Origin of the sequence: Paraburkholderia sp. JPY465, from assembly GCF_050436725.1 — a bacterium.
Taxonomy (GTDB): domain Bacteria; phylum Pseudomonadota; class Gammaproteobacteria; order Burkholderiales; family Burkholderiaceae; genus Paraburkholderia; species Paraburkholderia youngii.
This window is the reverse complement of record NZ_JBNDMT010000003.1, coordinates 2,580,990-2,600,133: the sequence shown is the minus strand read 5'-3', so window position 1 is coordinate 2,600,133 and position 19,144 is coordinate 2,580,990. Positions and strand designations below refer to the sequence as shown.

15 protein-coding genes are annotated in these 19,144 nt (G+C 67.4%); 6 read left to right on the top strand and 9 right to left on the bottom strand.

Annotated features, from left to right (window positions below; genetic code table 11):
- Nucleotides 1-26: 26 nt before the first annotated feature.
- Together cbiB and cobU are read right to left on the bottom strand one after the other, a co-directional pair.
- Nucleotides 27-968, bottom strand: a complete 942-nt coding sequence (cbiB, locus tag QFZ94_RS26635) for an adenosylcobinamide-phosphate synthase CbiB (RefSeq protein WP_429461934.1) — start codon at nt 966-968, stop codon at nt 27-29.
- Complete coding sequence (gene cobU, locus QFZ94_RS26630; RefSeq protein WP_429460619.1) at nt 968-1,522, bottom strand: bifunctional adenosylcobinamide kinase/adenosylcobinamide-phosphate guanylyltransferase; 555 nt, start codon at nt 1,520-1,522, stop codon at nt 968-970. Before cobU ends, cbiB begins: the two co-directional genes overlap by 1 nt.
- Nucleotides 1,523-1,611: 89 nt before the next feature.
- Here cobU and QFZ94_RS26625 point away from each other — a divergent pair, with 89 nt between their 5' ends.
- The gene (locus tag QFZ94_RS26625) at nt 1,612-3,138 is read left to right on the top strand and encodes a cobyric acid synthase (protein WP_429461932.1); all 1,527 of its coding nucleotides are present in this window, start codon (nt 1,612-1,614) and stop codon (nt 3,136-3,138) included.
- 56 nt (nt 3,139-3,194) lie between these two features.
- On the opposite strand, the gene QFZ94_RS26620 is transcribed toward QFZ94_RS26625, so the two are convergent.
- Nucleotides 3,195-3,614: a PaaI family thioesterase gene (locus tag QFZ94_RS26620; RefSeq protein WP_429460617.1), complete on the bottom strand. Its 420-nt coding sequence runs from the start codon at nt 3,612-3,614 to the stop codon at nt 3,195-3,197.
- 245 nt (nt 3,615-3,859) lie between these two features.
- Here QFZ94_RS26620 and QFZ94_RS26615 point away from each other — a divergent pair, with 245 nt between their 5' ends.
- The gene (locus QFZ94_RS26615; RefSeq protein ID WP_368586680.1) at nt 3,860-4,498 is read left to right on the top strand and encodes a ParA family protein; all 639 of its coding nucleotides are present in this window, start codon (nt 3,860-3,862) and stop codon (nt 4,496-4,498) included.
- A 44-nt stretch (nt 4,499-4,542) separates the two neighbouring features.
- On the opposite strand, the gene panD is transcribed toward QFZ94_RS26615, so the two are convergent.
- The 4 genes from panD to QFZ94_RS26595 all read right to left on the bottom strand — a co-directional run bounded on the left by panD (nt 4,543) and on the right by QFZ94_RS26595 (nt 7,212).
- Complete coding sequence (gene panD, locus QFZ94_RS26610) at nt 4,543-4,929, bottom strand: aspartate 1-decarboxylase (protein ID WP_018431692.1); 387 nt, start codon at nt 4,927-4,929, stop codon at nt 4,543-4,545.
- Nucleotides 4,930-4,989: 60 nt separating this feature from the next.
- The gene (gene panC / locus QFZ94_RS26605; RefSeq protein ID WP_013088714.1) at nt 4,990-5,823 is read right to left on the bottom strand and encodes a pantoate--beta-alanine ligase; all 834 of its coding nucleotides are present in this window, start codon (nt 5,821-5,823) and stop codon (nt 4,990-4,992) included.
- Between the two features lie 259 nt (nt 5,824-6,082).
- Nucleotides 6,083-7,006, bottom strand: a complete 924-nt coding sequence (locus QFZ94_RS26600; RefSeq protein ID WP_429460614.1) for a segregation and condensation protein A — start codon at nt 7,004-7,006, stop codon at nt 6,083-6,085.
- A gap of 20 nt (nt 7,007-7,026) precedes the next feature.
- On the bottom strand, nt 7,027-7,212 hold the full coding sequence (locus QFZ94_RS26595; RefSeq protein ID WP_013088716.1) for a DUF3460 family protein: 186 nt from the start codon (nt 7,210-7,212) through the stop codon (nt 7,027-7,029).
- 267 nt (nt 7,213-7,479) lie between these two features.
- Between QFZ94_RS26595 and QFZ94_RS26590 the strand changes: the two genes are divergently transcribed.
- Together QFZ94_RS26590 and QFZ94_RS26585 are read left to right on the top strand one after the other, a co-directional pair.
- Nucleotides 7,480-9,327: an autotransporter assembly complex protein TamA gene (locus QFZ94_RS26590; RefSeq protein WP_429460612.1), complete on the top strand. Its 1,848-nt coding sequence runs from the start codon at nt 7,480-7,482 to the stop codon at nt 9,325-9,327.
- A gap of 44 nt (nt 9,328-9,371) precedes the next feature.
- Nucleotides 9,372-13,712: a translocation/assembly module TamB domain-containing protein gene (locus QFZ94_RS26585; protein WP_429460610.1), complete on the top strand. Its 4,341-nt coding sequence runs from the start codon at nt 9,372-9,374 to the stop codon at nt 13,710-13,712.
- A gap of 97 nt (nt 13,713-13,809) precedes the next feature.
- Here QFZ94_RS26585 and metG read toward each other — a convergent pair whose 3' ends face one another.
- Nucleotides 13,810-15,945, bottom strand: a complete 2,136-nt coding sequence (gene metG, locus QFZ94_RS26580) for a methionine--tRNA ligase (protein ID WP_429460608.1) — start codon at nt 15,943-15,945, stop codon at nt 13,810-13,812.
- Nucleotides 15,946-16,345: 400 nt separating this feature from the next.
- On the bottom strand, nt 16,346-16,999 hold the full coding sequence (locus QFZ94_RS26575; RefSeq protein ID WP_013088720.1) for an OmpA family protein: 654 nt from the start codon (nt 16,997-16,999) through the stop codon (nt 16,346-16,348).
- A gap of 336 nt (nt 17,000-17,335) precedes the next feature.
- Between QFZ94_RS26575 and apbC the strand changes: the two genes are divergently transcribed.
- Nucleotides 17,336-18,424: an iron-sulfur cluster carrier protein ApbC gene (gene apbC, locus QFZ94_RS26570; protein ID WP_429460605.1), complete on the top strand. Its 1,089-nt coding sequence runs from the start codon at nt 17,336-17,338 to the stop codon at nt 18,422-18,424.
- A gap of 130 nt (nt 18,425-18,554) precedes the next feature.
- Nucleotides 18,555-19,091, top strand: a complete 537-nt coding sequence (locus QFZ94_RS26565) for a superoxide dismutase family protein (RefSeq protein ID WP_429460603.1) — start codon at nt 18,555-18,557, stop codon at nt 19,089-19,091.
- The last annotated feature ends 53 nt before the right edge of the window (nt 19,092-19,144 follow it).

The window sequence follows — 19,144 nt, the reverse complement described above, 5'->3', positions numbered from 1 at the left end:
TCCCATCGCTACGCGTGTCGTTTCGCTCAGCCATGAAACGGCACGCTCAACAAGGCCAGCACGATCAGCACGGCCAGCCACAGAATCACCGTGCGTTCGACCAGCATCAACGCGGCGCCCACATGACGCGCCTCGGCGCGATGCCCGAAGCCCAGCGTCGGCCGATGCTCGAGCGTGCCGTGATACACGGCCGGCCCGCCGATCAGCACGTTCAGGCTGCCGGCGCCGGACGCCATCACCGGTCCTGCGTTCGGGCTGTCCCAGCGCGGCGCCTGCTCGCGCCAGCAGCGCCATGCGGTCAGTGTGTCGCCGAGCAGCGCGTAGCTGGTGGCGGTCAGCCGTGCGGGAATCCAGTTCAGCACGTCGTCGATGCGCGCGGCGGCCCAGCCGAAGCGCAGATAGCGCGGCGTGCGATAACCCCACATCGCGTCGAGCGTATTGGCGAGGCGAAAGCCGAGCGCGCCAGGCCCGCCCGCGAGCGCGAACCAGAACAGCGCGCCGAAGATCGCGTCGTTGCCGTTTTCGAGCGCCGATTCGACCGCGGCGCGCGCGAGCGCGGCTTCGTCGGACTGACTGGTGTCGCGCGACACGATCCGCGCGGTCAGCTCACGTGCGGCGGCGAGATCGTGTTGGCCCAGCGCCCTCGAGATCGGCGCGATGTGGTCGCGCAGGCTGCGCGCGCCGAGCGCGAACCACAGCAGCGCGACATGCAGCGCGCAGGCCGCGAACAACGGCAGCACGGCGACCAGCCACCACGCGGTCAACACCGGCGGCAGCACCGCGAGCGCCCATGCGAGCAGCCCCTTGAGCCGCAGACGCCGGTCGTGATCGAAGCGCGCCTCGATGCGCGTGGCCCAGTTGCCGAAGCCGACCAGCGGATGGCGGCGGCTCGGCTCGCCGAACCACCGATCGACGGCGATGCCCGCGACCGCGAGTGTCGCGACCAGCGGCATCGTCAGCGGCGGCATCACGCGTGGCTCGCGCTTTTCAGCGCGAGCGGCAGTCCCGCCACCATCAACGTGGCCACGCTGCTCAATGCGGCGATGCGCTGATTGAGGCGGCCGAGTTCGTCGACGTAAAGGCGGGTGGCTTCGCCGAGCGGCACGACGCCGAGCCCGATCTCGTTGCTGACGATGATGATCTTGCCGCGCGCGCCGGCGAGCGCGGCTTCGAACGCGGTGGCCTGCTCGTAGTAGTGCGACAGCGGCGGTGCGGCGCCGTCGGCGGGACACAGCAGGTTGGCGAGCCACAGCGTCAGGCAGTCGATCAGTAGACACTGGCCCGGCGCGTCGTGTTGCGCTAGCGCGCCCGCGAGATCGTCGTCCGCTTCGACGAGCCCCCAATGCGCGGGCCGCCGCTCGCGATGATGCGCGATGCGCGCCTTGAATTCGGCGTCGTCGGTGACGCGGGCGGTGGCGATGTAGGTGACGGGGAGGGCGCTGTCGCTGGCGAGCCGCTCGGCATGCGCGCTCTTGCCCGAGCGGGCGCCACCGAGGACGAAGGTGAGGTCGCGGGGAGTCATCCTATGATTGTACCGGCGCGATGGGATAATGCCGCTCGATTCCATTACAACGCCACTGTCCACCCTCCACCTGCACCGCCGTGACCCGAATGCCCATTTCCCCCGACACCCTGCCTGTGCCGCGCGGCACGCTGATGATCCAGGGCACCACGTCCGATGCGGGCAAGAGCACGCTGGTCGCGGGACTGTGCCGCCTCGCGCGGCGCGCGGGCGCGCGGGTCGCGCCGTTCAAGCCGCAGAACATGGCGCTGAACAGCGCGGTCACCGTCGACGGCGGCGAGATCGGCCGCGCGCAGGCACTGCAGGCGCTTGCCGCGGGCATCGACGCGCATACCGATCTGAACCCGGTGCTGTTGAAGCCGACCAGCGATCGCGGTGCGCAGGTGATCACCCACGGCAAGGCGCGCATCAATCTCGACGCGCGCGCGTATCACGACTACAAGCCGGTCGCGTTCGAGGCGGTGCTGGAGTCGTATGCGCGGCTGCGCGCGTCGTACGACACGATTTTTGTCGAAGGCGCGGGCAGTCCGGCCGAGATCAATCTGCGCGAGCGCGACATCGCGAACATGGGTTTCGCGGAGGCGGTCGATTGTCCGGTCGTGCTGGTCGCCGACATCGATCGCGGCGGCGTGTTCGCGCACCTGACCGGCACGCTCGCGTGTCTGTCCGACAGCGAGCAGGCGCGCGTGCGCGGCTTCATCATCAACCGCTTTCGCGGCGACATCGGTCTGCTCAAGCCCGGGCTCGACTGGCTGGAAGCGAAGACCGGCAAGCCGGTGCTCGGGGTCGTGCCGTATCTGCACGGCCTGACGCTCGACGCCGAGGACATGCTGCCGCCCGAGCTGCGCGCGGCGGCGAGCGGGGAAGCGCGCCGTCTGCTGCGCGTGGTCGTGCCGGTGCTGCCGCACATCAGCAACCACACCGACTTCGACGCGCTGCGCGCGCATCCGCAGGTCGATTTTCACTATGTGCGCGCGGGCACGCCGCCGCCGGCCGCCGATCTGATCATCCTGCCGGGCTCGAAGAACGTGCCGGACGACCTCGCGTTTCTGCGCGCGCAGGGCTGGGGCGACGTGCTCGCGCGGCATCTGCGGTATGGCGGCCGCGTGATCGGCATTTGCGGCGGCATGCAGATGCTGGGCCGCGAGATCGCCGATCCGCATGGTGTCGAGGGCGCACCCGGCACCTTCGCAGGCTTCGGCTGGCTCGACTACGCGACGGTGCTCACGCGCGACAAGACGCTGAAGAACGTGACTGGGCGCCTCGCGCTGCCCGGCGCACCGGATGTCGCCGGCTACGAGATTCACATGGGCGAAACGCGCGGGCCGGCATTGGACACGCCGGCGCTGCGGCTCGACCGTGCTGGTCCGCGCGAGGGCGGCGCGGATCTTGGCCGTCCCGATGGCGCGTTGTCCGCCGACGGCCAGATTCTCACGACCTACGTGCATGGCCTGTTCGACACGCCGGCCGCGTGCGCGGCGCTGCTCGCGTGGGCGGGGTTGAGCGATGCCGAAACGGTGGACTATCCGGCGTTGCGCGAGGCGTCGCTGGAGCGGCTGGCCGATACGCTCGCCGAGCACGTCGATATGCGCGGGCTGTTCGCGGCGCTGGGGTGACGCTTTGCGCCGGCCTTTCGATCGGATCGAAAGCCATTGCTGCGCGGGCGGGGCGCTTAGTACAACACCATCTGCGTGCAACGAAACAGTGCGATGGTCTTACCATCGGGACCAATGACCGTCGCGTCCCAGACCTGCGTGCTGCGCCCAAGGTGCACACTCTTCGCGACCGCGCGGATCGTGCCCTGCGTGGCGGTGCCGAGGAAGTTGCTCTTCAGCTCGACCGTCGTGAAATTGCGCGAATTTTCGGGCAGATGCGCGATGCACGCGTAGCCGCAGGCGGTGTCGGCGAGGCCGATCACGGTGGCCGCGTGCAGGAAGCCGTTCGGCGCGAGCAGCTCGTCGCGCACGGTCAGTTCGGCGATCAGCGTGCCCTGGTCCACGGTCAGCACGCGTAGGCCCAGCAAGTCCGGCAGCGTGCCCTTCTGGCGCTCCTGCAGGCGTTCGACGGTGTATTCCGGGCGCAGTTTGCTCATGAGATTTCAGGTCCTTGTCGATAAAAACGGCGGTTTGCGGCGGCTGATTCGCGATGCGGGGGTTTCGGCCGCGCGGGATTTGTCGATATTATCAACGGCTGAACCGGTGGGCGTACCTGGAGACCGATCTTCGAACGGCAGCGATCATGGAGCCCGCCGGCGCCGGTCACAGCGGATCGGCGGGTACGGAGCAATAGCGCGGCAAACCGGCTGGCAGCGGTCCAGCCTTCTTTCCGGGAGATTTCATGTCGGTGATCGTGGTGGCGAATCCGAAGGGCGGCGTGGGCAAGAGCACGCTATCGACCAATCTGGCCGGCTATTTCGCCGCGGAGGGCGAATGGGTCGCGCTGGCCGACCTCGACAAGCAGCACTCCGCGCATGCGTGGCTCGAATTGCGGCCCTCCACGCTGCCGGCCATCGAAACCTGGGAGGTCAATCCCGACACGCCGGCCAAGCCGCCGAAAGGCCTCGAGCACGCGGTCGTCGACACGCCGGCCGGCTTGCATGGCAATCGCATGAACATCGCGCTCGATCTCGCCGACAAGGTGATCGTGCCGCTCCAGCCGTCGATGTTCGATATTCTCGCGACCCAGGAATTTCTCGAGCGGCTCGCGAAGGAAAAGGCGGTCAGGAAGGGCGCGATCGAGATCGGCGTGGTCGGCATGCGCGTCGATGCACGCACGCGCTCGGCCGAGCAGCTGCATCGTTTCGTCGAGGGATTGAAGCTGCCGGTGCTCGGCTTTCTGCGCGACACGCAGAACTACGTGCAGCTCGCGGCGCACGGCCTGACGCTGTGGGACGTCGCGAAAAGCCGCGTGGAGAAGGATCTGGAGCAGTGGCAGCCGATCGTCGAGTGGACGAACGGCACGGGGAAGAAGGGCTGAGGGCGGGGGGCTGCCCGCCATCAGTCGCGCATCACGAGCTGCGCTCAGCTCCAGGCCTGGGTGGGCACATGGTCGCGGCTGCCCTTGATTTTGTTGTTTTCATCGACGAACACCAGGTCCGGCTTCCAGCCCGCCTTCAGCTCCGCCTCGTCGACCACCGCGAACGCCGCGATGATGACCAGATCGCCGAGCTGCGCGCGACGCGCGGCCGAGCCGTTCAGCGAAATCATCCCGCTGCCGCGCTCACCCTTGATCGCGTAGGTCGAGAAGCGCTCGCCGTTGTTGATGTTCCAGATGTCGATCCGTTCGTTTTCGACGATGTTCGCTGCTTCGAGCAGGTCTTCGTCGATCGCGCACGAGCCCTCGTAGTGGAGCTCGCAGTGCGTGACCGCGACGCGGTGAATCTTCGACTTCAGCATATTGCGTTGCATGATCAATCCAATCCTGTGTGACTGCGCAGTGTAATCAGGTTCGCGCGGGCGGGTGCGGCGTCAGATTTCGAGGTTGTCGATGAGCCGGGTCGCGCCGAGCTTGGCGGCGGCCAGCACGACGAGCGGTGCGTTGGCGTCCTGCGCGCCGGGCGCGATCAGGTTCGAGCGCTTGCGGATCGCGATGTAATCGGGATTCCAGCCGCGCGCCGCGAGCGTCGCTTTGGCCGACTCCTCGAGCTTCGCGAAGTCGCGCTCGCCCGCGAGCACTGCGTCGCGCACGCGATTGAGTTCGGCGGCCAGCATCGGCGCCTCGGCGCGCTCGGCGGCCGAAAGGTAGCGGTTGCGCGAGCTGAGCGCGAGGCCGTCGGTGTCGCGCACGGTTTCGGCGGCGACGATGTCGGTCGGCAGCGCGAATTGGTGGCACATCTGGCGCACGATCATCAGCTGCTGATAATCCTTCTTGCCGAACACCGCGACGCGCGGCTGCACGCACGACATCAGCTTCATCACCACGGTACAGACGCCGTGGAAGAAGCCGGGACGGAATTCGCCCTCGAGGATGTCGCCGAGATCGTGCGGCGGATGGACGCGATACTCCTGCGGCTCCGGATACATGTCCTTTTCGGTCGGCGCGAACAACACGTAGACGCCTTCCTTCTGCAGCTTCTCGATGTCGGCTTCGAGCGTGCGCGGATATTTGTCGAAATCCTCGTTCGGGCCGAACTGCAGGCGATTGACGAAAATGCTCGCCACGACCGGGTCGCCATGCTGGCGCGCGAGGCGCATCAGCGACAGATGGCCCTCGTGCAGGTTGCCCATCGTCGGCACAAAGGCCGTGCGGTTCTGGCCGCGCAACTGGTCGCGCAATTCATGGATCGAGCTGATGACTTTCATGATCGGACAGGGAAAGGCTCGCGCGGCGCGCGATCCGGTTGGCGCGACACCTGGCGGAATCGCGCGGGTCATCGCCTCGCCGGCAAATGACGGGTTCGGAGCGCGGATTGTAGTGGATTTGGGCAGCGGGCGCACCGAATCGCGGCGGCTCCTCGGAGCGGCGCGCCGCGAGCTTGCCGCGCGGTTCCCGCTGAGGCCCGCCAGTCTTCGCTGCGACGGTTCCTAACGATTTTCCCGCGATCCGGCCGCTATTTCGCAATCAGGCCGGCAGATACGCCAGTCGCACGTAAATCGGCGCGAACGGCTCCGCCTGGGTGATTTCGACGAGCGATTCGCGGCACAGTTCGAGCACGGCGATGAAGTTCACCACGACCACCGGCACGCCGCGGCTCGTGTCGAACAGATCGGAAAACTCGATGAAGCGCGCGTTCTGCAACTGCCGCAGTATCAGGCTCATGTGCTCGCGCACCGACAGTTCCTCGCGCGAAATCTTGTGATGCTGGACCAGCTTCGCGCGCTTGATCACGTCGGCCCACGCGGCGCGCAGGTCGTCGCTGTTCACGTCCGGGAACCGCGGCGTGACGCTCTGCTCGATGTAGACCTCGGCGCGCAGAAAGTCGCGCCCGAGCTGCGGCAATTGGTCGATGCGTTGCGCGGCGAGCTTGATCTGCTCGTATTCGAGCAGGCGGCGCACCAGTTCGGCGCGTGGGTCTTCGGCTTCTTCGCCGGTGTCGGCCTTCTTGACCGGCAGCAGCATGCGCGACTTGATCTCGATCAGCATCGCGGCCATCAGCAGATACTCGGACGCGAGTTCGAGATTGGTCTTGCGCAGTTGCTCGACGTAGCCGAGATATTGCTCGGTGACATCCGCCATCGGGATGTCGAGCACGTTGAAGTTCTGCTTGCGGATCAGGTACAGCAGCAGGTCGAGCGGCCCCTCGAAGGTTTCGAGGAACACTTCGAGCGCGTCCGGCGGGATGTACAGGTCGTTCGGCAGCTTGAACAGCGGCTCGCCGTACAGACGCGCGAAAGCGACGCCGTCGACCGTATCGGGCGTCGAATCGGTCGCGGGCGTGGAAAGCGCGGTGTCGGACGGTGCCGGCGCTGGGCCATGAACCGGGCCGTGGACCGGTTCGTGAACTGGGCCGTGAAGCGGACCATGCACCTCGTCAGCGTGACTCATCGTCGGCGTGACTGGGGCGCTTAGAAGTTCTGGTAGTACGAGTAAGGCGTCTGCTGCACGCGCGAAGCTTTCTGCTCGGCGCGCTCTTCCAGATCGATCGGCTGTTTGTCCCACAGCAGTGCGCGGCCTTTGCGTTGCTCGGCCTCGAGATTGGGCTTCTGTTGCTTGAGCTGGTTCAGGAACTGGGTGATGTCCGATTGATACATGGCTCGACGTCCGTGGTGGGTAAGGTGGCGGCTCTCCGCTGGCCGCTGCGCGGTGCCGCTAGGAGGGCGCCGTCATCCGCGATTTTACCGCATGCGCCGCGCGCGGTCGAAAATCGCCACAAGCCGTCTATTTTTGAGATGAAGCGCGGGGCGCCGCCTGGAGCACGATACGGGTCGATTGGGGTCGCATTGTGGTCAAATAGCATGCCTCGATCGCGCAGCGCGGCCGGGGCGCAAGAATTCACTCATTGAGGCCGGAGGTCCTGTTTGGCGGGAGGTACGATCGACAAGCCGCGTGTGTGGCGCGGCGAGACCGGCCAGACGCGAGGGCCCGCGCGCGAGCGCGAGGCGCTCGCGCGGTGCTGGCTGCGCGTGTCGTTCGCCTTCGGCCTCCTGATGTTGCTGCTCGCCGGAGGCGAGGCCTACGCGGCGAGCAAGGCGCCCAGCTATAAAGTCGAGGTGGTCGCCGAGCCGCGCGCGCTGCGCCGGCTGCTCCAACAGCACCTCGATATCTCGCGTTTCGCGAAGCGCCCCGACGTCAGCGACGACCAGTTCTCGTTCCTGATTACCGCGACGCCGCAGCAGGCGCGCGATCTCGCCGCGACGCAGGGCTATTTCTCACCGCTCGTCAGCACCGACGTGCGCACCGTCGACAACATGCGCCAGGTCACCGTGCGCGTCGAGCCGGGCCCACAGACCAAAGTCACGTCGGTCGATCTGTCGTTTCGCGGCGCGGTGCTGACCGAAGACCCGTCGCGCGAAAACGCGACGCGCTTCGCGTTCTCGCTGCACGAGGGCCAGCCGTTCTCGCAGGGCGACTGGGACGACGCGAAGAACGCGTCGCTGCGCGAGCTGCAATCGCGCCGCTACCTCGCCGCGAAGATCTACCACTCGGAGGCGCTGATCGATCCGCGCACGCACACCGCGAAGCTGTCGGTGATCTACGACAGCGGGCCGACCTTCACGATGGGCCAACTCGACGTGCAGGGCACGAAGCGCTATCCGGAACGCATCGTCCATAACGTCAATCCGATCTCGCCGGGCGACATCTACGACACGCGCACCGTCGCCGAACTGCAGCGGCAACTGCAGAACACGCCGTACTTTGCGAGCGTGGCGATCGACCTCGACAACGACCCCAGCAAGCCGCTCGACACGCCGGTGCACGTGAAGGTGTCGGAGTTTCCGTATCACAGCTTCCGCGGCGGGGTCGGCTATTCGACCGACAACGGTCCGCTCGTGCAAGGCGGCTACACGTATCTGAACACGTTCGGCGCGGCGTGGCCGTTCACCGTCGAAGGCCGCGCCGACCAGACGCAGCAATACGGCCAGGTCCAGCTATCGATGCCGCCGGGCCAACGCGGCTGGACCAACAGCGTGCTCGCGTCGTACACGACCACCGACGTCTCCGACACGCGCATCTACAGCATCCGCGGCGGCGTGCAGCGCTCGCGCACGTCGCAGTTCCTCGATTACAGCTATTCGCTGCTGTTCTACAACGATCAGCTGAACCAGAACGCCGCGCCGCCGACCCGCGCGCACGCGCTGGTGCCGGGGTGGTCTTGGACCCGGCGCGACACCGATGACCCGCTGTTCCCGCGCCGTGGCAACCTGATCCACGTCGAGGCGGGCTTCGCGGTCAAGGGAGTGCTCGCCGACCAGTCGTTCATCCGCGGCTACGCGCGCGGCCAGCAGTACTTCCCGATCGGCGACAACGACATCGTGCTGATCCGCGCCGAGCTCGGCGGCGTATTCACCAGCGGCAGCTCGAGCGGCGTTCCGGCGTCGCTGCTGTTCCGCGCGGGCGGTTCGAACTCGGTGCGCGGCTACGGCTTCCAGAGCATCGGCAACAACGTCGCCGGCTCGGTCCTGCCGACCAAATACCTGGTGACGAGCGCGGCCGAATATCAGCACTGGTTCTCGCACAACTGGGGCGCGGCCGTGTTCTTCGACATCGGCACCGCGACCGACACCTGGGGCGAGAAAATCTTCTATCCTGGCGCCGGCGTCGGCGCGCGCTGGCGCAGCCCGGTCGGCCCGGTCAATCTCGATGTCGCCTACGGGATTCGCGACAACAGGGTGCGGCCGTACATCACGCTCGGCATCGCGTTCTGACGTTTGACGACAACCCGCCACCTTATTTGCCACCGTATTCACGCATGACCACCGACGTCACCGACCCGCCCCCCGCGCAGCCGCCCGGCGCCACGCCGCCAGGACCGCCGGACGGGCAGCAGCCGCCCGACACGCCGCCGCCGAAACGGCGCTGGGGCCGGCTGCTGCTGAAGGCGATCGCGGGCACGGTGATCATGCTGGCGCTGCTGGCCGTACTCGCGGTCGGCCTGCTGTACGGCGCGCTGACGACCGAGCGCGGCACCGCGTACGCGTGGCACGCGGCCGTGAAGCTGCTGGGCGGCCGGCTCACCGGCACGCTCGACGGCGGCACGCTCGCGCACGGCGTGCAACTGCGCGACGTGCGCTGGCGCAGCCTCGACGGCAACGGCACCGACATCCAGATCGACCGCGTCGCGGGTAGCTGGGCGCTCGCGCGCGAGCCGTGGCGGTTCACGATCGATTACCTGCACGTCGGCACGATCGAGGCGCGCATGGGCCCATCGTCGCCGAGCAGCAACGAGCCGATGAAACTGCCGCAGGATCTGCAATTGCCGATGCGGCTGGAGATCCGCGACGTGCGGGTCGAGCGGCTGCTGCTGCACCAGGGCGCGTCGACGACGGAGCTCTCTAGCTTCGCGTTTCACGGACGCAGCGACGGGCGTCATCACGAGGCCGCGATCGATCGGCTCGAGACGCCGTTCGGCGCACTGACGGCAGCGGCGAAACTCGATGGCGTGCCGCCGTTTCCGCTCACCGGCGAAGTCGGTTATGCGGGCAAGGTCAACGATGAAGCGGTGCAGGTGGCCGGTCACCTGAGCGGCAGGCTCGAGCAACTGGTCGCCGAGCTCGATGCGAGTGGCATGAAGCTCGCCGGCCACGCGCGGGTCGAGGCGGCGCCGTTTGCCGCGGTGCCGTTGCAGCGCGCGACGCTGAGCTTCGATCATGTGAATCCGCAGGCTTTCGCGCCCGGTGCGCCGTTGGCCGATCTGGCGGTGCGCGCGGAGTTGCAGCCGGTGGAGTCCGGCGCGGCGGGCGCTGCCAGCGCGGCTAGCATGGCCAGCGCGGCCGAACCGTCGGCCGCCAGCCATCCGCACCACCTCTTCGGCGGCCACCACGCGCCGGCCGAACCGGCGGCGGGTTTCGCCGTCGCGGGCCACATCTCGATCGTCAACGCGAAACCCGGCGCAATCGACCAGAAACTGCTGCCGCTGATCGACGCGAACGCCGACGTGCGGCTCGACGCCCGCACGCAGAGCATCTCGAACCTGAACGTGCGGCTCGTGCGCAACGCGACGCTCACCGGGGGCGGCACGCTGAGCGGCCGGCACGGCCAGCTCGATTTGAACGTCGCGCGGCTCGACCTGAACGCGCTGCAGGCGACCGTGCGGCCGACGCAACTGTCCGGCCCGATCGGCATCCGCCTGAACGACGACATCCAGAGCCTCACGCTCGACCTCGCCGACCCCGCCGCCGCGCTGCGCGCACAGGGCAAGATCACGTTCGATCCGGCGCGCATCAGCTTCAACGACGTGCGCGTCACGTCGGGCCGCGGCCGCATCGATCTATCGGGCGCGCTCAAACACGATGCGAATTCGACCTACAACCTGAAGGCGCAACTGACCGATTTCGATCCGCTGTCGCTGACCTCGCAGATGCCGGCGCGCACGCCGGTCACGAGTTCCGCCGCGCCCGCCGCGCGCGGCGCGCGGAGCGAGCGGCAAGCGCAGGCCGCGGCGCTCGCGGGCAGCACCGCTGGCGCGAAGAGCGCGGCGCCCGGCGATCAGGCCGCGGCCATCGCGAAGAACACCGCGCAGGCCGCGGTGCAGACCGAAGTGCTCGAGCGCAGGACGCCGGCGCCCGCGCATCGCGCAGCCGCGCGCGCGGCCCCACGCCCGGCCACGCCCGCGCGCAGGATCGAGGCGCGCGTGACCGCCACGCTCAGCGCGGCCGGCGTGCTCGCGCCGGTCTTCACGACGCGCGCCGAATTCACGCTCGGCCCGAGCGTTTACAACGACCTGCCGCTGACGGGCGGCGGCATGATCCAGTTGGCCGGCTCGCGAATCCTGCCGAGCCGCGCGAATCTTTCCATAGCGGGCAATCAGGTCAATCTGCAAGGCAGCTTCGGCGCGGCCGGCGACCGGCTGCACTTCGCCATCGACGCCCCACAGCTCGATCGGCTCGGCTTCGGCCTCGCGGGCGCGGTCGCCGCCGACGGCGACGTGACCGGCTCGTTCGCGCATCCGAACGTGACGCTGAACTACAAGGCCGACAGCGTCGTGTTCGCGAGCAACCGTGTCGGTCACGCACAAGGCCACGCCGAGTTGCGCGACGGCGCGAACGGCGCACTCGCGTTCACGACCGACGCGCGCAATGTCAGCGCGGGCGGCGTCGACCTCGCCACGCTGACTGCCCGGCTGTCCGGCACACGCGCGAATCACACGCTCGAAGCCGCCGCGACCGGCAAGCTGCAGGACCGTCCGCTCGATCTGACGCTCGCCGCCAACGGCAAGCTGACCGACACGCGCGACGGCTCGCGCTGGGACGGCACCGTCACGCGTCTGCAGAATCGCGGCACGCCGGCGCTCAATCTCGAATCGCCGCTCGCGGTCAGTGCCGGGCCGGGCCACCTGACGCTCGGCGCGACGCGTCTGACGATCGAAGGCTCGGCGCTGGCGCTGAAGTCGTTCGCATTCGATCATGGCCGCATCCAGTCGGCCGGCAGCCTGACCGACGTGTCGCTCGCGCACTTGCAGGAGTTGCGTCGCCAGATCACCGGCGAGCCGCCCGCCGTGCGCACCGACCTCGTGTTCGACGGCGACTGGGACTTCTCGCTCGGCGCGACGGCGAGCGGCCACCTCGAGCTGCGCCGGCGCAGCGGCGACGTGACGGTCGAAATCGGCCGCGGTCTAGCGTCGATGGGCATTGGCGCGATCCGCGCGCGCGCCGAATTCACCGGCGGCAACCGGCTCAACGCGACCGTGCATGCGCAGGCGAGCCGCATCGGCGTGATCGATGCCGACGCGCACACGCCGCTCGTGCTGCGCGACGGCATGTTGACCGTCGATCCGCAGAGCGCGCTGTCGGGCAACGTCAACGCGAACGTGCCGTCGCTGCGCACGACGGGCGGCCTGCTCGGCCCGAGCTACCTGCTCGACGGCCGTCTCGCGCTGCAACTCGCGCTCGGCGGCACGGTCGCGAAGCCGAACGTGACCGGCTCGCTGACCGGCGACGGTCTGTCCGCGACGGTCGTGAGCCAGGGCGTGCAACTGAAGGACGGCGTCGTGCGCATCGCGCTGTCGCAGAACACGGTGGACTTCCAGCAGGTCGAGTTCCACGGCGCGAGCGGCACGCTGCGCGCGACCGGGCGCGTGCGCCTCGACAGCGCGGAGCCCGACATGACCGCGAGCATCGTCGCGGACAAGCTCGATGTGTTCGCGTCGCCGGACCGCCATCTGTCGCTGTCGGGCAGCGCGAACATTTCGAACGGCGGCGTGGAGCGCGGTCCTGTGATCGACGGCAAGTTCGTGGTCGATAGCGCGCTGTTCGATCTGCCCGAGCAGGCCGCGCCGAGCCTCGGCGACGACGTCGTGATCATCCGCCCGGACGGCACGCGCTCGGGCGGCCGGCCGCGTCCGACCGAAGGCGGTCAGCCGCCGGCCAGCCCGTTCGCGCCGCGCGCGAACATCGAGATCGGCCTCGGTAACGACTTCCGCTTCCGCGGCAAGGGCGCCGATCTCGGCCTCGCCGGCACGATCACCGCGACGAGCGCGCCGAATACGCCGCTGCGCGCGGTCGGCAATGTGCGCGTCACGCCGGGTTCGACCTACACCGCATTCGGCCGCAAGCTCGCGATCGAGAACGGCTTCTTCACGTTCAACGGGCCGGTCACGAATCCGGGCATCAACATTCTCGCGATGCGCCGCAACCAGCAGGTCGAGGCCGGCGTGCAGGTGACCGGCACGCTCCAGGCGCCGGTCGCGCGGCTCGTGTCGGAGCCGAGCGTGCCGGACAACGAAAAGCTGTCGTGGCTGCTGTTCGGCCACGGCACCGACCAGGGCAACAACCTCGGCCAGCAGAGCACGATGACGACGGCGCTCGCGCTGCTCGGCAGTGCGACGGGCGCGCGGATCGCGCAGACCGTCGGGCTCGACGAGTTTTCGATCGGCCGCAGCGACGTCGGTCTGACCGATCCGCAAGTCGTGATGGTGTCGAAGGCGATCAACGAGTGGCTCGTGATCGGCTATGAGCAGGGGCTGCAGTCGGCCAGCAATGCGATCAAGGCGACGATCAATCTGACGCGGTACTGGTCGCTGGTCGTCTACGGCGGCACGTTCTATGGCGCCGACGTGTTGTACACACGGCGCTTCGATCGGATCGCCTGGTGATGAGGGCAGCATAAAAAAACGGCACGCCTGGAAGCGTGCCGTTTTCGTCATACCTGCTTGCTGCGAGGTGGGGTGGGGCGCCCGAGCGCGCCGCGCGTTACTTCACGCGCATGCCGGGCTTCGCGCCGCTATGCGGCTCGAGCACGTAGAGGCCCGGTTCGGCCTTCTCGTCCGCGGCCGAGGCCGCCAGCACCATACCTTCGGACATGCCGAACTTCATCTTGCGCGGTGCGAGGTTCGCGACCATCACGGTCAGTTTGCCGATCAGCTGCTCCGGCTGATACGCGGACTTGATGCCCGAGAACACGTTGCGGGTCTTCTCTTCGCCGACGTCGAGCGTCAGTTGCAGCAGCTTGTCCGAGCCTTCCACCGCCTTGCAGTCGACGATTTTCGCGATGCGCAGATCGACTTTCGCGAAGTCGTCGATAGAGATGATGCCGGACTCTTCTTCCTTCGCGGCGGCGGCGGCCTTGGCGTGTGCCTTCGCCTTAGCCTTCGCGTCGGCCGCCGCCGCTTCCGGCGTGGCCTGCAGCGACTCGCGATTGGCCGCGAGCAGCGCCTCGATCTGCTTCGGATCGACGCGCGTCATCAGATGCTTGTACGCGTTGATCGGGCGCGCCGAGCTGAGCGGCACGGCGGCGTCGGCCCACACCAGTGGCTCGATGCCGAGGAACGCCTCGACCGCTTCGGCGAGCTTCGGCAGCACCGGCTTCAGCGCGAGCGACAGCAGACGGAACGCCTCGATGCTGACGCTGCAGGTCTCGTGCAGCGCGACCGCGTTGGCCAGATCTTTCGCCTGATCCCAGGGCTTCGCGGTATCGACGTAGGCGTTGACCGCGTCGGCGAGCTCCATGGTCTGACGCAGCGCGCGGCTGTACTCGCGAGCCTCGTAGTGCGCGGCGATCTGGGGCAGCGCCGCGCGCAGCGTGCCCAGCAGCGGATGGTGCATCGCGCTGTCCTGCACGCGGCCGTCGAAGCGCTTGATCAGGAAGCCGGCCGCGCGGCTCGCGATGTTCACGTACTTGCCGACCAGATCGCTGTTCACGCGCGCCTGGAAGTCGTCCAGGTTCAGGTCGAGGTCTTCCATCGTGCTGTTCAGCTTGGCCGCGAAGTAGTAGCGCAGCCATTCCGGGTTCAGGCCGGTGTCGATCACGCTTTGCGCGGTGATGAAGGTGCCGCGCGACTTCGACATCTTCGCGCCGTCGACGGTCAGAAAGCCGTGCGCGAACACGTTGGTCGGCGTGCGATGGCCCGAGAATTCGAGCATCGCGGGCCAGAACAGCGTATGGAAATACAGGATGTCCTTGCCGATGAAGTGGTACTGCTCGGCGGTCGAGCCCTTGCGGACCCACGCGTCGAAATCGAGGCCGCGCTTTTCGGCGAGGTTCTTGAAGCTCGCGTAGTAACCGACCGGCGCGTCCAGCCACACGTAGAAATATTTGCCGGGTGCGCCCGGAATCTCGAAGCCGAAGTACGGCGCGTCGCGCGAGATGTCCCAGTCGGCGAGCTTGGCTTCGCCGGCGTCGCCGAGCCACTCGCGCATCTTGTTGGTCGCTTCCGGCTGCGCAAGGCCGCCGACCCACGCGCGCAGGAAGTTCTCGCAACGCGGATCGGACAGGCGGAAGAAGTAGTGCGTCGAGGTCTTGCGAATCGGCGTCGCGCCGGAGACGACCGAGTACGGATTGACGAGCTCGGTGGGTTGATAGGTCGAGCCGCAGACTTCGCAGCTGTCGCCATATTGGTCCTTGGCGCCGCATTTCGGGCACTCGCCCTTGATGAAACGGTCCGGCAGGAACATTTCCTTGACCGGGTCGTATGCCTGTTCGATCTCGCGCGCGTCGATCAGCCCCGCTTCTTTCAGCGCGAGGTAGACGCTTTCGCTGAGCACGCGGTTTTCGTCGGAATCGGTCGAGTAGTAGTTGTCGAACGAAATGCCGAAGCTGTCGAAGTCGCGCTTGTGCTCCAGCCACACGCGATCGATCAGCTGTTTCGGCGTCAGTCCTTCTTTTTCCGCGCGCAGCATGACCGGCGTGCCGTGCGTGTCGTCGGCGCCGACGTAGTAGACCTCATGACCGTGCATTCGCAGCGCCCGGACCCAGATGTCCGTCTGGATATATTCGACCAGATGGCCGATATGAATCTGCCCGTTCGCATACGGAAGGGCCGACGTGACGAGAATCTGACGGCGGCCGGACGGCGCGCCTGCGGGGAGGTCGGTGGCGGGTGCTGACATAAGGATCGGGGTGCCTGCGGTGGGACGAAACGATGATTTTAGCAGGGCGCACGCCGCACGCGGGCCAAGCGCGGCGGGCTGGACGAGCGGAGCAGAGGGGGATGGGCGCTGCGGTGAGGGACAACCGGGGGCGACGCCTCGCGAGCGAGATGTAAAACCGCGCGGGCAAAAAAAAACCGGGGTCGATAAACCCCGGAGCAACAACGACAAGAGGAGAATGGTGACGTGACGGCTTCGCCAGTCACGTACCGTAAAGACAGACCGCGGATTTTCCGTAGAGTTCGAAATTTTTTTCGATTTACCGACAAACCGGTCCGGCGGCTCATTCCGGACGCCAGCCGGGCTCGTTTGGCCGCAACGCCCGGCCGGCCCGGCGGCGCCTTCTCCTGTTGACTTGCGCTTATTGCGTCGCGTGCTGGGCGGTGGCGCGCAGGTAGATCTCGACGCGACGGTTCGCCGCACGGCCGGCTTCGGTGTTGTTGTCGGCGATCGGCTGGTTCGGGCCCATGCCGGTCGCCGACAGGCGCTGCGGCGCGATACCGCGTTGCGTCAGATAGCCGGTCACGCTCTGCGCGCGGTTGACCGACAGCGTCTGGTTGTATTGCAGCGAGCCGGTGTTGTCCGTATGGCCGACGACCGATGCGACGACTTCCGGATTCTGCTGCAGCGTCTGCGCGAGCTGGTCGAGCACCGGCGCGAACGTCGGCTTGATCGCGTAGCTGCTAGTGTCGAACGTGACCGAACTCGGGATGTTCAGCTTGAGCGAGCCGTCCGGCTGCTCGGTGATCTGCGTGCCGGTGCCCTTGGTCGCGCCCGACATGCGGTTGCGGATGTTGTCCCAGTTGTAACCGGTGATGCCGCCCACCGCGGCGCCGGTCGCCGCGCCGATCGCCGCGCCCTTGCCACCGCCGAAGATCGCGCCGAGCGCGGCGCCGGCACCGGCGCCCACGCCGGTGCCGACTGCGGTGTTGGTGCCCTGTTGGGTCGCGCAGCCTGCCACCAATGAGCCTGCCACGGCGAGTACGGCCACGCGAGTCATGATTCTTGCATTCATCTTGGTTTCCTTTCGTGTGCGAATAAACCAGCGGGTAGCGGTCAGTCTATGCACCGAACATTACGGCAACGCAGCGACCACCCAGAAAGTTCAGGAACGATTCCTGCGCCTTGCTTCGCGCGGTCCGACAGCGAAGCAGGGTCTTCGGGCACCGTCTGCCGTCAGACACTACAATAATGCCTGAACACGCAGCGATGCGACCCTACGGCGTCCCGCGTGCCCCGAAGGGTGCCCGGCACGTTAGATTTTCGCAATGCCGCATAACAATTTCTTGCAATTCCGCCGCGTGGGCGATTCGTCCATCCTCACGCCGCACCTCTTCCCCACGGAGTATCAATGAGTATCGATCGGGCTTTGGTCGACGCCGCTGTCGCGGCCGTCACTGACCCCAACACGGGCGCACCGTATGCGGCCGCGAAGAGCATCCGCAACGTGGTTGTGGAGGGCGACGCGGTCAGCCTTCAGGTGACGCTCGGCTATCCGGCGAAAAGCCAGTTCGACGCGATCCGCCAGCAGTTCGCCGACGCGCTGCGCGCGCTGCCCGGCGTCGCGAACGTGCACGTCGAGGTTTCGCAGCAGATCGCCGCGCACACGGTGCAGCGCGGCGTGAAGCTGCTGCCCGGCGTGAAGAACATCGTCGCGGTTGCGTCGGGCAAGGGCGGCGTCGGCAAGAGCACGACCGCCGTGAATCTCGCGCTCGCGCTGGCGAGCGAGGGCGCGTCGGTCGGCATTCTCGACGCCGACATCTACGGTCCGTCGCTGCCTACCATGCTCGGTATCGAGGGCCGCCCTGAATCGCCGGACGACAAATCGATGAACCCGATGACCGGCCACGGCGTGCAGGCCAACTCGATCGGCTTCCTGATCGAGGCGGACAACCCGATGGTATGGCGCGGCCCGATGGCGACCTCGGCGCTCGAACAGCTGCTGCGCCAGACCAACTGGCACGAACTCGACTACCTGATCGTCGACATGCCGCCCGGCACCGGCGACATCCAGCTGACGCTCGCGCAGCGCGTGCCGGTCACGGGCGCCGTGATCGTCACGACGCCGCAGGACATCGCGCTGCTCGACGCGAAGAAGGGCCTCAAGATGTTCGAGAAGGTCGGCATCCCGATCCTCGGCATCGTCGAGAACATGGGTCTGCACATCTGCTCGAACTGCGGCCACGAGGAGCACATCTTCGGCGCCGGCGGCGCCGAGCGCATGAGCAAGGAGTATGGCGTCGACGTGCTCGGCAGCCTGCCGCTCGACATCACGATCCGCGAGCAGGCCGACTCGGGCCATCCGACGGTCGCCGCGGACCCGAACGGGCGCATCGCGGAGATCTATCGCTCGATCGCGCGCAAGGTCGCGGTGCATATCGCCGAACGTGCGCGCGACATGAGCTCGAAGTTTCCGAACATCGTCGTGCAGAACACCTGAGCGGCCGTCCGGGCAAGGGATTAGGGGCGATCTCGATCCCTATTTTCATGAGCTCTCGCGGTATCATGTCGACTTCACGGGTTCGGCTCGGCGGCCGCAGGGGCGGCCGCCAGGCCGACAAGAGGATCGCATGGGAAAACGAATCGACGGGCACGCGGTACATGCGTTCATCGTCCTGACTGCCGGCTGTGTGCTGTTGAGCGGCTGTGGCGTCTTCCTGAGACCACAGGAAAAGCGCGCCGACGCGCAGTTACTGCCCACCGTGGGCAATCAGGCACACGGCCTCGTGACCTTTATCGAGCGCTCGGACGGCGTGCAGGTCACCTACAATCTCCCCGGCTTGCCGCCCAATAGCGACCACGCGCTGCAGGTGCACGAGCGCGGCGACTGCAACGCCGCCGACGGCTCAAGCGCCGGTCCGGTGTTTTCGCCGGCGGCCGAACGGCTCAAGGCCGGCGCGCGCGTCGAGGGCGATCTCGGCAACATCCATGCGGACGCGAACGGCGTGGCCACCGGCTTCATCGTCGCGCCGGACGTCGCGCTCGACGGCATCCGCTCGGTACTGCAGCGCGCGGTTTTGCTGCACCGCGACGCGACCGATCCCTACGCGTACCCTCAGCACGGCGCTGGCACGGCCATCGCCTGCGGCGTGATTCGCCAGCAGTGAACGGCGAGCGCGCTTTCGCCGCCAGGCCACCGCTCGGTGGCATACATGACGCC